This is a genomic window from Sphingomonas zeae (genome assembly GCF_014197135.1).
Classification (GTDB): domain Bacteria; phylum Pseudomonadota; class Alphaproteobacteria; order Sphingomonadales; family Sphingomonadaceae; genus Sphingomonas; species Sphingomonas zeae.
Genome location: NZ_JACIFA010000002.1, coordinates 293539 through 306851, shown reverse-complemented (window position 1 = coordinate 306851; position 13313 = coordinate 293539). Strand labels below are relative to the sequence as shown.

At 68.3% G+C, this 13313-nt stretch carries 11 protein-coding genes; 8 read left to right on the top strand and 3 right to left on the bottom strand.

The features are described from left to right. Positions 1-5: 5 nt before the first annotated feature. Positions 6-989 carry an aspartate carbamoyltransferase catalytic subunit gene (locus GGR45_RS04575; RefSeq protein WP_175312954.1) on the top strand — a complete coding sequence of 328 codons (984 nt, stop codon included), beginning with the start codon at positions 6-8 and terminating at the stop codon, positions 987-989. Continuing rightward, positions 986-2203 (top strand): dihydroorotase, encoded by a 1218-nt coding sequence (locus GGR45_RS04570; RefSeq protein WP_175312953.1) that lies wholly within the window; start codon positions 986-988, stop codon positions 2201-2203. The genes GGR45_RS04575 and GGR45_RS04570 overlap by 4 nt, the downstream gene beginning before the upstream one ends. Positions 2204-2446: 243 nt before the next feature. Here GGR45_RS04570 and GGR45_RS04565 read toward each other — a convergent pair whose 3' ends face one another. After that, complete coding sequence (locus GGR45_RS04565; RefSeq protein WP_175312952.1) at positions 2447-4189, bottom strand: DEAD/DEAH box helicase; 1743 nt, start codon at positions 4187-4189, stop codon at positions 2447-2449. Between the two features lie 212 nt (positions 4190-4401). Between GGR45_RS04565 and GGR45_RS04560 the strand changes: the two genes are divergently transcribed. Next, positions 4402-4863 carry a GreA/GreB family elongation factor gene (locus GGR45_RS04560; RefSeq protein WP_175312951.1) on the top strand — a complete coding sequence of 154 codons (462 nt, stop codon included), beginning with the start codon at positions 4402-4404 and terminating at the stop codon, positions 4861-4863. A 174-nt stretch (positions 4864-5037) separates the two neighbouring features. Further along, positions 5038-6225, top strand: a complete 1188-nt coding sequence (locus GGR45_RS04555; protein WP_175312950.1) for a BaiN/RdsA family NAD(P)/FAD-dependent oxidoreductase — start codon at positions 5038-5040, stop codon at positions 6223-6225. A 2-nt stretch (positions 6226-6227) separates the two neighbouring features. Here the strand turns inward: GGR45_RS04555 and GGR45_RS04550 are convergent, their stop codons facing one another. Further along, positions 6228-7613 carry an SPOR domain-containing protein gene (locus GGR45_RS04550; RefSeq protein ID WP_175312949.1) on the bottom strand — a complete coding sequence of 462 codons (1386 nt, stop codon included), beginning with the start codon at positions 7611-7613 and terminating at the stop codon, positions 6228-6230. 197 nt (positions 7614-7810) lie between these two features. On the opposite strand from GGR45_RS04550, the gene GGR45_RS04545 reads away from it, so the two are divergent. After that, positions 7811-8944, top strand: a complete 1134-nt coding sequence (locus GGR45_RS04545) for an SPOR domain-containing protein (protein ID WP_246358046.1) — start codon at positions 7811-7813, stop codon at positions 8942-8944. Here the strand turns inward: GGR45_RS04545 and serB are convergent. Further along, a complete protein-coding gene (gene serB, locus GGR45_RS04540; RefSeq protein WP_175312948.1) occupies positions 8941-9819 on the bottom strand; it encodes a phosphoserine phosphatase SerB in 879 nt (292 codons plus the stop codon). The two genes, GGR45_RS04545 and serB, sit on opposite strands and share 4 nt — an antisense overlap. Between serB and miaA the strand changes: the two genes are divergently transcribed. From miaA to ilvN, 3 genes are all read left to right on the top strand, one after another. Then, positions 9818-10750: a tRNA (adenosine(37)-N6)-dimethylallyltransferase MiaA gene (gene miaA / locus GGR45_RS04535; RefSeq protein WP_175312947.1), complete on the top strand. Its 933-nt coding sequence runs from the start codon at positions 9818-9820 to the stop codon at positions 10748-10750. The two genes, serB and miaA, sit on opposite strands and share 2 nt — an antisense overlap. Before the next feature lie 85 nt (positions 10751-10835). Further along, a complete protein-coding gene (locus GGR45_RS04530) occupies positions 10836-12581 on the top strand; it encodes an acetolactate synthase 3 large subunit (RefSeq protein WP_175313111.1) in 1746 nt (581 codons plus the stop codon). Between the two features lie 152 nt (positions 12582-12733). Then, positions 12734-13249, top strand: coding sequence for an acetolactate synthase small subunit (gene ilvN / locus GGR45_RS04525; RefSeq protein ID WP_007405183.1), 516 nt, complete (start codon positions 12734-12736; stop codon positions 13247-13249). The last annotated feature ends 64 nt before the right edge of the window (positions 13250-13313 follow it).

Sequence of the window (13313 nt, the reverse complement as noted above, 5' to 3'; positions counted from 1 at the left end):
CTTTAATGCAGACCTCGGATCATCGCCCCGGCACGCTCATTCAGGGTGGCGCCGTTTTCCCGCACCGGCATCTGACCGGAATCGACGGCCTTCAACCGCATGAGATCATGTTCCTGCTCGACGAGGCGGAACATTGGCTCGATCGCGGCGCGACCGACACGCCGGATACCCGGCTGGCGGGCCTCACCCAAATCAACGCCTTTTTCGAGAACTCGACCCGGACTTTGCTGTCCTTCGAGATCGCGGGCAAGCGCCTGGGCGCGGACGTGGTCAACATGCACGCGGCGCAGTCGAGCGTGAAGAAGGGCGAGACGCTGATCGACACGGCGATGACGCTGAACGCGATGCGCGCCGATGTGATCGTGATCCGCCATATGGCGAGCGGCGCGGTCCGCCTGATCGCCGACAAAGTCGACTGCCCGGTGCTGAATGCGGGCGACGGGCGGCACGAGCATCCCACGCAGGCGCTGCTCGACATGCTGACCATCCGTCGCCGTCGCGGCGGCGTGGCAGGCCAGAAGGTCGTGATCTGCGGCGACATATTGCACAGCCGGGTCGCGCGTTCGGACATTCTCGCCCTTACCGCGCTGGCGGCCGAGGTGCGGGTCTGCGCGCCCTCGACGCTGATGCCCAAAGGGATCGAGCGGATGTTCGTCACCCCCTTCACCGATTTTGACGAAGCGATCGAGGATGCCGATGTCGTCATGATGCTGCGCGTCCAGAATGAGCGGATGGCGGGGGGCTATATCCCCTCCACCCGCGAATATCGGATGCGCTACGGCCTGACGCCCGAACGCCTCAAGCGCGCCAAGCCGGGCGCGCTGGTCATGCATCCCGGCCCGATGAACCGCGGTGTCGAGATCGACTCGGAAGTGGCGGACGGCCCGCAATCGGCGATCACCGAGCAGGTGGCGATGGGCGTCGCGGTGCGCATGGCGTGCCTGGACGTCCTCACCCGCCGCGCCCGCAAGCTGGAGGGCTGGGCATGAGCGTCACCGCTTTCACCAACGCGACGCTGATCTGCCCGATCGGCGGTGAGATTCGTGGCCAGACCCTGCTGGTCGAGAATGGTGTCATCACCGGCACCGGAAGCGCGCCCGAAGGCGCGACCGTCATCGACTGCGGCGGCAGGCTGCTTGCCCCCGGCATCGTCGATCTGGGCGTGTTCAAGGTCGATCGTGCCGCGTGCCGCGCGGGCGGGATCGTGCGCATCGGCCTGATGCCCGACCAGTCGCCGGTGCTCGACGACCCCGGCGTGGTGCAGCGCGCCGCGCTGATCGGACGACCAGACCTGTGGATTCACCCAATCGCGGCGGCGACCCGCTCGCTGGCGGGGACCGACCTGGCGGAAATGGCGGTCTGCGTCTCGGCGGGCGCGAAGGCGGTCGGCACCGGGCGCGGCTGGATCGCCGATTCGGGCGTCATGCACCGGGTCCTCGCCTATGCGGGCGATCTAGGGCTGACGGTCATCGCGCACGCCGAAGACGGTGGCCTCGCCGCTGATGCGGTCGCCACCGAGGGCGAGACGGCAAGCCGCCTCGGCCTTCCGTCTGCGCCCGCCATCGCCGAGTCGCTGGCCATCGCGCGCGACCTGATGCTCGCCGAAGAAACGGGCGCGAAGCTCCACATCCGGCAGGTGACGACGGCGGCGGGCTTCGACTTGGTCCGCGCGGCCAAGCGGCGCGGCGTGAAGGTGACCTGCGGCATCACCCCTGCGCATCTCCACCTGTCCGATATCGCGATCACCGATTTCCGCACCTTTGCCCGTCTCTCGCCGCCCTTGCGCGACGAGAGCGACCGGAAGGCGGCGCTGGCGGCGGTCGCGGACGGGACGGTCGATGTGATCGGTTCGGGCCATGACCCGCACGGCCCCGAGTCCAAGCGCCTGCCGTTCGTCGATGCCGAAGCGGGCATGGCGGGGGCGGAGACGCTGCTGCCGCTCGCGCTGATGCTGGTCCGCGACGAGCGGATCACCCTGCCCCGGCTGTTCACGCTGCTCGCGGCCAATCCGGCCAGGATATTGGGCCTCGACACCGGCACATTGGAGCCGGGCAAGCCCGCCGACCTGATGCTGTTCGATGCCGACAAACCATGGATGGTGTCGGGCGACGCCTTCGCCTCGGCGGGAAATACGCCCTTCGACGGCTTTCCTGTGCAGGGCCGCGCGCTGCGCCTGTGGAAGGCCGGTCGCGAGATCGCCTGACTCTTTGCAGCGTAACGGCAATGGACTGATTCAGGCGAGCCCCTCCCCTTCAGGGGAGGGGTTGGGGTGGGGCATTTCGTCAGGCGCAGCGCTTGCGGAAGCGCCCCACCCCCGTCCCCTCCCCTGAAGGGGAGGGGCGATTTCGCCTCATATCATTCCGCTACACCCACAATGACGGATAAGGCCTATCGCAATGGCCCAAAAAAGCCCCCTCCCCGAGGCGTCTCGGGGAGGGCTTTTTGTTTAGCCGCGACGGGGACCGCGCGGGCCGCCCTGGGTGGGGCGCGGCGAGTAGCGGCGCGGGCCACCGGGGCCACCGGCCGGACGACCGCCCATCGGGCGGTTGCCACCCGGACCACCACGACGCGCGCCGCCATGGCCCGAACCACCGGCGGGCGGACCATCGGCCTGCTCGATCGCGATATCGTCCTCGGCATGGTCCGCCTCGGTCCGCTTCAGCGCGGCGACGAAGCGCGACGCCAGCGCGGCCGGGATTTCGAACATCGTCTCGTTCGGCTGGATGCGGATCGCGCCGATCTCATTGCGGGTGATGTGCCCGCGACGGCAGATCAGCGGCAGCAGCCAGCGCGGATCGGCATTCTGGCTGCGGCCGACGCTCATGCGGAACCAGACGGTATCGTCAAAGCCTTCGCGACGCTCGCGCGGGGCCGGAGCATCACCCTCGACCAGTTCCTCGGCCTGGGGCAGCGCCGCACGGTGCGCGCGGACCAGCGCGGCGGCGATGTCCTCAGGCGACTTCTCGGCGAGCAGGCGGGTGGCCAGCTCACGATCGCCCTCGTCCACCTCGACCGGCGCCAGCAACGCGGCGAGCAGACGCTCGCGGTCCTGCGCCCGGATTTCCTCCAGCGTCGGCGCGCGGCGCCATTCGGCGTCGATGCGGGCACCGCGCAGCATCCCCTCGACGCGGCGGCGGCGCGGATAGGGCACGATCAGGATCGCCGTGCCCTTGCGGCCCGCACGGCCGGTGCGGCCCGAACGGTGCTGCAAGGCCTCGGCATCGCGGGGGATTTCGACGTGGATGACGAGCGTCAGGCCCGGGAGATCGATACCGCGCGCCGCCACGTCGGTCGCGACGCAAACCCGCGCGCGACCGTCACGCAACGCCTGCAGCGCATGGTTACGCTCGTTCTGCGAATGCTCACCCGACAGCGCCACCGCAGAAAAGCCGCGCTCGACCAGGCTGGCATGGAGGTGGCGGACATTGTCGCGGGTGGCGCAGAACAGGATCGCCACCTCGGCTTCGTGCAGGCGCAGCAGGTTGACCACCGCCGCCTCGATATCGGCCGGCGCGACCGTCACCACCTGATAGGCGATGTCGGCATGGCCCTTGTCCTCGCTGATCGTCTCGATCCGCTTGGCATTGGTCTGATAGCGCTTGGCGAGCTGAACGATCGGACGCGGCATGGTCGCCGAGAACAGCAAAGTGCGGCGCTCGGACGGCGTGCCGTCCAGGATCTGCTCCAGGTCCTCACGGAAGCCCATATCGAGCATCTCGTCCGCCTCGTCGAGCACGACGAACTTCAGCGACGACAGGTCGAGCGCCCCGCGCTCCAGATGGTCGCGCAGACGGCCCGGCGTGCCGACGACGATATGCGTGCCGTGGCTGAGCGCACGACGTTCGCGCGAGGCATCCATGCCGCCGACGCAGGTGGCGATGCGCGCGCGGGCGCCCGCATAAAGCCATTCCAGCTCGCGGCTGACCTGCAGTGCCAGCTCGCGGGTCGGCGCGATGACCAGCGCCATCGGCGCACCCGGCTGGGGCAGATGATCGCCGCCGTTCAACAGCTCGCTCGCCATGGCGAGGCCGAAGGCGACGGTCTTGCCCGAACCGGTCTGGGCGGACACGATCAGGTCGCGGCCCTGGGCATCATCCTCGATAACGGCGGCCTGGACGGGGGTGGGCGCGGTATAGCCACGCGCGGAGAGGGCAGCCGACAATACCGGCGGCAGAGCAGAGAAAGGCATGGGGACTCCAACAGAAAAAATGGAGCGCGTACCGCCGAACCAAGGGACCCATCCCTCTTAGTTGGCGGATACACCCATGCGGCACGGGTGAATGTTTGCGTTCCGTGAAAGCGTGGCCCTTTACACCAATTGGCAGAAAACTCAAGCCACGCTTGCGGTAAACCTAACGGCCCGCCATGGAGCCGCGCCATGACTCCATGCGTTGAACCCCGATGAGTGTCGCCTTTCGCCGCGAATCCGATGAGGAACATCTCGAACCCAAATTCGAGCTGCCGATCCCGCCCGGCCCCAATCTGGTCACGCCGCGCGGGCTGGAATTGACCCGCGGGAAGGTGGCGGAGGTCGAGGCGGCGATCGCGGAGGCGGAGACGGAGGAGGACCGTACCCGGCTCCAGCGCGAACTGCGCTACTGGAACACCCGCGCCGCCACCGCTGAACTGGCCCCTTCTCCTGCCAAGGATGAAGTCGGGATCGGCAGCATGGTGACGTTCCGCCTGAACGGCCAGACCAAGACGCTGACCATCGTCGGCCATGACGAAGCCGACCCTGCGCACGACCGCATCGCCTACGCCGCACCGCTGGCGCGGGCGCTGATGGGCGCGATGGCGGGGGAGACGGTGGCGTTCGGGGGGAAGGCCGATGCGGTTGAGGTAGTGGAGGTCACGGCCGCCTGACCTTCTGCATCCCCTCCCGCAGGCGGGAGGGGACCGAGGGGAGGGAATGGGGTCTCACCGAGACCATCGCTCGCGGCCTGCCCTCCCCCATCCCCTCCCGCTTGCGGGAGGGGCGTGCCAAACGGTCAACACACGGCACTATCGCATCGCCCCCCACGCGACTAAACCGCCGCCATGCAACACTATGACGCGATCATCCTCGGCGCAGGGGCGGCGGGGCTTATGGCGGCGGCGACCGCCGGGCAGTTGGGGCGGCAGGTGCTGGTCGTCGACCACGCGGATGCGCCGGGCAAGAAAATCCTGATTTCGGGCGGCGGGCGGTGCAACTTCACCAATATCGGCACCGCGCCCGACCGCTTCCTGTCGGCGAACCCGCATTTCGCCAAGTCGGCGCTGGGCCGGTACACGGCGGCCGATTTTCTGGCGCTGGTCGGGGCGCATGGCATCGCCTGGCATGAAAAGACGCTGGGACAGCTGTTCTGCGATGGTTCCGCGCGGCAGATCGTGGCGATGCTGCTCGACGAATGCGACAAGGCGACGCGCGCCGGTGGCGTGGTCGATATCGCACTCGGTCAGCCGGTCGAGAGCGTCGGGCATGACGGCACGCAGTTCCGGGTCACGCGCGGCGGCAAAGCCTTCACCGCCGCCCGCCTGATCGTCGCGACCGGCGGGCCGAGCATCCCGAAGATGGGCGCGACCGGCTATGCCTATGACCTCGCCCGCCAGTTCGGGTTGAAGGTCGTCGAACCCCGCCCCGCCCTCGTCCCCCTGACGCTGGGTGGCGAGGAGACGCTGTTCCGCTCGCTGTCGGGCGTCGCGTCGGAGGTCGTCGCGCGCGCGGGCAAGACCCGGTTCCGTGAGGCGGCACTGTTTACCCATCGCGGCCTGTCCGGTCCGGCGATCCTGCAGGTGTCGTCCTATTGGCGGCATGGCGAGGGCGTAGGCATCGACTTCCTGCCCGATTGCGCGCCCGACTGGTTGGTTGCCCTGAAACGCAGCGCCCCGCGCACCAGCCCCCGGCGTGCGCTGGGCCAGCATCTGCCCGACCGGCTGGCGGAGACATTGGCGGAACGGCTGGCGCTACCCGGCGAACTGGGGGCGGCGACCGACAAGCTGCTCGCGGCGGCGCAAGCGCGGCTGGCCGACTGGACCTTCTACCCCAATGGCAGCGAGGGTTATGCCAAGGCCGAAGTGACGGTCGGCGGCGTCTCGACCGCCGCGCTATCCTCGCGCACGATGGAGGCCAAGGCTGTGCCGGGGCTGCATTTCGTCGGCGAGGCGGTGGACGTCACCGGCTGGCTGGGCGGCTATAATTTCCAATGGGCTTGGGCGAGCGGCCGCGCGGCGGGCGAAGCCGTCTGATGTCAGAGCGAGGCGAGGCCGATCCCCGGCCGCGCCCATTGCGCCATCTGATCGTCGGCTTGACGCCGAACGAAACACGCCCCCCCTGCCGCGCGGTAACGATGGCAGAGCATATCCGCATCGGACCGGCTGAGCCCACCGACCGACAGGCGGTAGAGCCGCTCACCCGACAGGCGGACAGTGCCGCTTTGCGGCGTATAGCCCGACAGGCCGTCGAAGCGGTGAGTCAGGCGAGCCCAAGCCTTTTGCGCGCCGTCTGCCCTGCCGAAGGCACCGATCTGGACGTTCCAGTCGCCGCCGCGTCGCATTACTGCGCGCCGATCCTCGGCCCGGCGAAGCAAGGCAGGTGCCGAGACGGGGCCAGCCGCTATGCGCTGTGCCCGTACCTGCTGCGATACCCGCGTGTCGTCGTCGCGCCGTGCCATCAACATGCTCGATGGCGCCATATGCGCGGTCCGCAAGGGCGGGCGCTCTGAGGTCATAAGTAGCGGCTGGACGACTTCGCGGCGGGCAGCGAAGACGATCCGCGACGTCGCCGGTTCGGCGACAGCCGGTTCAGCCTCGATCGCTGCGGGGCCAGCGGGCTGGGGCAGCGCCTGGACCATGTCCTGCACCACCGCCGCGGAGGGGGCGGCATTCAGCGCCAGCGCGATCGGCTGGCCGGTATCGATCGTCTGCTTCACGCCCAGCAGGAACGAAACCATGTCGGCAGGGCTGGCATTGGCGGTGAAGTTCGCCCATTCGCGCATCCGGACCTCGACGTCCGCAGGCGACATATCAGCCGACGCCGCCATGCGCGCCATGTCCCATTGGCCCGCCAAAGCAAGCGCCAGCGCCAGATTCTGCCGGGTCTTGACGCTCGCGCCCGGCTCGCGCGCCGCAGTGGTCAGCAGGCGCACCCCATCGCCCGGTGCTCCGGCCAGTGCCAGAGCAAGCCCGAGATCGGCGGCCGGAATGACCGCCGCGTGATCATCGAGCAGCATCCTGGCCCCCGCGCCATTGCCGCCCGCGATCATCGCCAGCGCCAGATTCAGCGCGCTGCGGCCATCCGCCGGATTGAGCTGCAACGCATCGGTAAACGCCTGTCGCGCCGAAGCGAAGCGCCCTGCCTGAAGATAGCTCTGCCCTAGAAGCGAGCGATAGCCTGCGTCCTTCGGATCGGCGGCGACCAGGCGCTCCGCCAGGGCGGCGGCGGCATCGCCATCGCGCTGTGCCAAGACCCGCCGGGTCTGGTCGGCAAGCGCGGCCGTCGACTTGGACGGGGTCATCCTCGCGCTCAGCCGGGCGCTTCGCGGGCCGCTCGCGGTGCAGCCGGTCAGGGCGCCACCCACGATCAACGCGCCGACGCTGCAAGATAGAAGAGTGCGGAACATGGTCATCATGGTCATCCGGTCCTGCCCTGGGAAGCGGCCGATACGACATGGCAGGGCCGATAGGACGCCCGACGCATGACCCATTTCCCCGATCGGACCCCGTGCTAAGATCCCAGCCTATAAGGAACGGTTAAGCCGGTTCACTGCCCGCTTTACCCGCGCCCGGGGGCGGGGCATGGATGGGGCGAGAGACAATGGCGGAAGGACGAAGGATGATGCGCAGAGTCCCGATCGGCGGCGTGGTCGCGCCCGCCGCGCTTCTGATCGCCGGTCTGGCTGCCACGCCCGCTCTGGCGGTTCCGGACGTGAAGGCGGGGGTCGATGCCTGGGCACAGGGCGATTATCGCAAGGCGGTCGAGGAATGGCGCGGCCCCGCCGTGGCTGGTGATGCCGATGCGCAGTTCAACCTGGCCCAGGCCTATAAGCTGGGTCGCGGCGTGCCGCTCGACCCGACGCTTGCCGAAAGCTGGTTCCGCAAGGCGGCGGTCCAGGGTCACGTCCAGGCCGCCGACAATTACGGCCTTGCGCTGTTCCAGGCGGGCAAGAAGGCGGAGGCCGCGCCGTGGCTGGAAAAGTCGGTCGCGCACGGCGAACCGCGCGCGCAGCTGGTGCTGGGCACTATGCTGTTCAACGGCGACGGCATCCCCCGCGACTATCCCCGCGCCTATGCTCTGATGACGCTGGCATCGCAGGCGGGATTGCAGGCGGCGTCGCAGACGCTGGCGCAGATGGACCAATATATCACCCCGCCCGACCGCCAGCACGGCGTCGAACTGGCCCAGCGTTATCGTGCGCAACTCACCGCGCTTCCCACGCCTGCGCCCATCGCGAGCGGATCGAAGCGGGTGATGGTCGGCCCCGACCCCGTCACCGGCCAGACCGCTTCCCGCGACGCGCCAAGTCCCCGCGCGGCATCCTCTCCGCAACCCACGGTGCAGCCGGTCCCGGTCGAACCGTCACGCCCCTCCACGACGGGATATGGCGCTAGCTATCCCATGCCCGGCGCCCCCGCCTCGCCCCGCCCCGCTGTCGTTCGCGAGGAAGCCTCCAATGGGGTGCGTCATACCCGCCCCGCCGCCCCCGCGCCCCAGCCACGTCCGGTCAAAGCGGCGCCTGTGGCCCATGCCAGCGGCGGCGCCTGGCGCATTCAGCTTGGCGCGTTCCGCGATCGCGGCAATGCCGACGCCCTTTGGCAGCGCGTGCGCGGACATCTGGGCGGGGCGCAGCCCTTCTTCGTCACGGCGGGCGGCGTGACCCGGCTTCAGGCGGGCGGCTATGCCAATCGCGGGGCCGCGCAAGCGGCGTGCAGCCGCTCGGGCCAGCCCTGCGTGGTGGTCGCGCCTTAAGCGACCACCCACTCGGCGCTGGGGATGCCCTGCGCATAGAGGAGCGCGGTCAGGTCGCCATAGTCGATCCGCGCCGCCGCCGCGCCCGCCACGATCGGCTTGGCGCGATAGGCGACGCCCAGCCCCGCGCGGCGGATCATCGCCAGGTCGTTGGCACCGTCGCCCACCGCCATGCTCTCCGCCGCGCCGATGCCCAGTTCGTCGAGCGCGGCAAGCAGCGTCTTTTCCTTGGTGTCCGATCCGACGATGGGCTTGCGCACCCTGCCGGTCAGCCTGCCGTGCGCGATCTCCAGATAATTGGCGATGGCGCGGTCGAAGCCGATCTCGGCCGCGACCGGCTCGGCGAAGCGGGTAAAGCCGCCCGACACCAGGATCGCATGACCGCCGCGCGCTTTCATCGTCCGAACCAGCGCTCGGGCACCGGCCATCAGCGTCACCCGCTCGGCGAGGCATTGTTCGATGACGCTCTCGTCGAGCCCTTCCAGCAGGGCGACCCGTGCATCGAGCGCGGCGGCGAAGTCGAGTTCGCCGCGCATCGCGCGTTCCGTCACCTCGGCGACCTGTTCCTTGATCCCGGCATAGTCCGCCAGTTCGTCGATACACTCGACCGTAATCATGGTCGAATCCATGTCGGCGACCAGCAACCGCTTTTCGCGGTGCGTGGCGGGCTGGATGACCACGTCGGTGCGGTCGAAGCGGCCATGCAGGACGCCACCGGCGAAATCGGGGTCCTCGGCGAAACAGATGTCCGCCGCACGGCCCTCATCGATCCAGTTCCAGTCGGCGACCGCACACAGCGGCGTCATCTGCGCCACCGCCTCCGAAATATCGCGCTCGGCGATCGATTCGGCTGCTATCAGCGTGGCGATGAACATGGCGAACTCCTCTGACCGACCCAGGGTCGCGCTCATCGCAGGGCCGACCGCCAGCGGCAAGTCCGCATTGGCGCTCGATCTGGCCAGGGCGACCGGCGGCACGATCATCAACGCCGATTCGGCGCAGGTGTATCGCGACCTGTCGATCCTGACCGCCCGCCCCTCGGCGCAAGAAGAAGCCCAAGCGCCGCACCGGCTGTTCGGCCATGTCGACGGCGCCGACACCGGCTATTCGGCGGCGCGCTGGGCGGCGGAAGCACGGGGCGCGATCGAGGACAGCGTCGCGGCGGGATCGCTGCCCATCCTGGTCGGCGGCACCGGCCTTTATATGCGCACCCTGCTCGACGGCATCGCACCGGTGCCGGAGATCGATCCCGCCATCCGCACGCAAGTCCGCGCCCTGCCTGTCGCCGAAGCGCACGCCGCCCTGTCGCGCGAAGACCCTGTCGCCGCCGCCCGTCTGAACCCTGCCGACACCACCCGCGTCGCGCGCGCGCTGGAAGTGGTTCGCGCCACCGGCCATCCGCTGCACCATTGGCACGCGCAGAAGGAAGGCGGCGTCGGCGACCGGATCAACCTGTCCGCCGTCATCCTGCTGCCCGATCGCGACTGGCTGAACGCGCGGATCGACCGGCGTTTCGGCGAGATGCTGGACGAAGGGCTGGGCGAAGCCGCCGCCCTTCTCGCCCGCGCCGACTTGCCCGCCGACGCCCTCATCCGCCGCGCGATCGGCGTACCCGAGGCCGCCATGCTTCTGGCAGGCACGATGACCCGCGCTGAAGCCGAGGCGGCGGGAGCACTCGCGACAAGACGTTACGCCAAAAGGCAATTTACCTGGTTTCGTCATCAGCCCGGCCCGGATTGGACCGTGATTCCCGACACGGACGCCGATGTGCGTCGCAGCATAATAGAAACTTTATTGCGCATTTGACGGTTGACGCGCACTTTTTAAACTTGTAGCCGCGCCATTCCCGACACGCCCCGTCAGTGGGCACGGACGCAGAAGGACGAAGATGATGACCGAGAAAAGCGGAGCCGATATCCTGGTCGAGGCGCTGTGCGATCTCGGCGTGGAGGTCGTCTTCGGCTATCCGGGTGGTGCGGTGCTGCCGATCTACGACGCGATGTTTCGGTCGAAGCGCATCCGCCACATTCTCGTCCGCCACGAACAGGCGGCGACCCATGCGGCGGAGGGCTATGCCCGCTCGACCGGCAAGCCCGGCGTGGTGCTCGTCACCTCCGGCCCCGGCGCGACCAATGCCGTGACCGGCATCACCGACGCGCTGCTCGATTCGATCCCGATGGTGGTCATCACCGGCCAGGTGCCGACCGCGCTGATCGGTACCGATGCGTTCCAGGAAGCGGATACGGTCGGCATCACGCGCCACTGCTCGAAGCACAATTACCTGGTGAAGGACCCTGCACGTCTGGGCGAGGTGGTGCATGAGGCGTTCCACATCGCGACCTCGGGCCGCCCCGGTCCGGTCGTGATCGACATTCCCAAGGACGTGCAGGTCGCCACCGCCCGCTATCAGAAGCCTGGTCCGATCCGCCATAAGACCTATCGCCCGCAGGTGAAGGCCGACCAGAGCCAGATCGAGCAATTGGTCGACATGCTGGCGGCGGCGGAACGGCCCGTCTTCTACACCGGCGGCGGCATCATCAATTCGGGACCGGCCGCGTCGCAGCTGCTGCGCGAACTCGCCCGCATCACCGGTGCGCCTGTCACCTCGACCCTGATGGGCCTGGGGGCGTTCCCGGCCAGCGACCCGCAATGGCTGGGAATGCTGGGGATGCACGGGACTTATGAAGCCAATATGGCGATGAACCAGGCCGACCTGATCGTCGCCTTGGGCAGCCGATTCGACGATCGCGTCACCGGTCGGCTGGATGCGTTCAGCCCCAACAGCCGCAAGGTCCATGTCGATATCGACCGGTCGAGCGTGAACAAGAATGTCCGCGTCAACCTGGCGATCATCGCCGATGTCGGCCACGCGCTGGAGGATGCCGTGCGCATCTGGAAGGCGCGCCAGCATCCCAAGCCCGACACCGCCGAATGGCAGCGCCGCATTGCGGAGTGGCGCGCGGTCGGCTGCCTCTCCTTCCCGGAGGCGGGCGACGCGATCATGCCGCAACGTGCGATCCGGGCGCTGTACGACGCGACCAAGGCGCGCCAGCCGATCATCACCACCGAGGTCGGCCAGCACCAGATGTGGGCGGCCCAGCATTTCGGTTTCGAGAAGCCCAACAAGTGGCTCACGAGCGGAGGCCTGGGCACCATGGGTTATGGCCTGCCCGCCGCGATCGGTGCGCAGCTGGGAAATCCGGGTGCGCTGGTGATCGACATCGCCGGTGAAGCCTCGATCCAGATGAACATCCAGGAACTGGCGACGGCGACGCAATATCGCCTGCCGGTCAAGATCTTCATCCTGAACAACGAATATATGGGCATGGTCCGCCAGTGGCAGGAACTGACCTATGAGAGCCGCTATGCCGAAAGCTATTCGGACTCGCTGCCCGACTTCGTGAAGCTGGGCGAAGCCTATGGCTGGAAGGGCATATTGATCGAACACCGCGATGAGCTGGAGGACGGCATCGCCGCGATGCTCGACCATGATGGGCCGGTGATCGTTGACTGCCGCGTGGCCAAGCTCGCCAACTGCTTCCCGATGATCCCGAGCGGTGCGGCGCATACCGACATGATCCTGCAGGCCAATGAGGTATCGGGCACCATGGACGACGAGGCCAAGGCGCTGGTGTAACTCTTTGCTCCTCCCCGCCTGCGGGGAGGGGGACCGTGACGCGAAGCGGCACGGTGGAGGGGGATGGCCGCTTGGTACAGCGCTGGTGGAGAGCCCCCTCCACCACTCGCTGCGCGAGCGGTCCCCCTCCCCGTTCCGGGGAGGAATTGAATATGCACATCAAGACCGAACAGGTGGAACGCCACACGCTGGCGGTGATCGTCGACAACGAACCGGGCATCCTCGCGCGGATCGCGGGGCTCTTCACCGCGCGCGGCTATAATATCGAGAGCCTGACGGTGTCGGAGATCACCGCCGACAAGGCCGTCAGCCGCATCACCATCGTCACCAGCGCCTCGCCGCCGGTGATGGAGCAGATCATCGCCCAGCTCGACCGGCTGGTGCCCGTCCACAAGGTCACCGACCTGACCGTACTGGGCGACCATGTCGAGCGCGAGCTGGCGCTGGTGAAGGTGGCGGGCACCGGCGACCGCCGGATCGAGGCGCTGCGCCTCGCCGAAGTCTATCGCGCGCGCGTGGTCGACGCGACAATCGGCAGCTTCGTGTTCGAAGTCACCGGCACGATCGCCAAGATCGACAAGTTCGTCGAGTTGATGGGCGAAGTCGGCCTGGTCGAGGTTGCCCGCACCGGCATCGCCGCCATCTCGCGGGGCAAGGACGCGGCCTGAGCCCCTCTGAATTTTCAACTATCACGAGGCCCCAGCGGCCCGGCCATTTCGAAAGGGAAGTCCA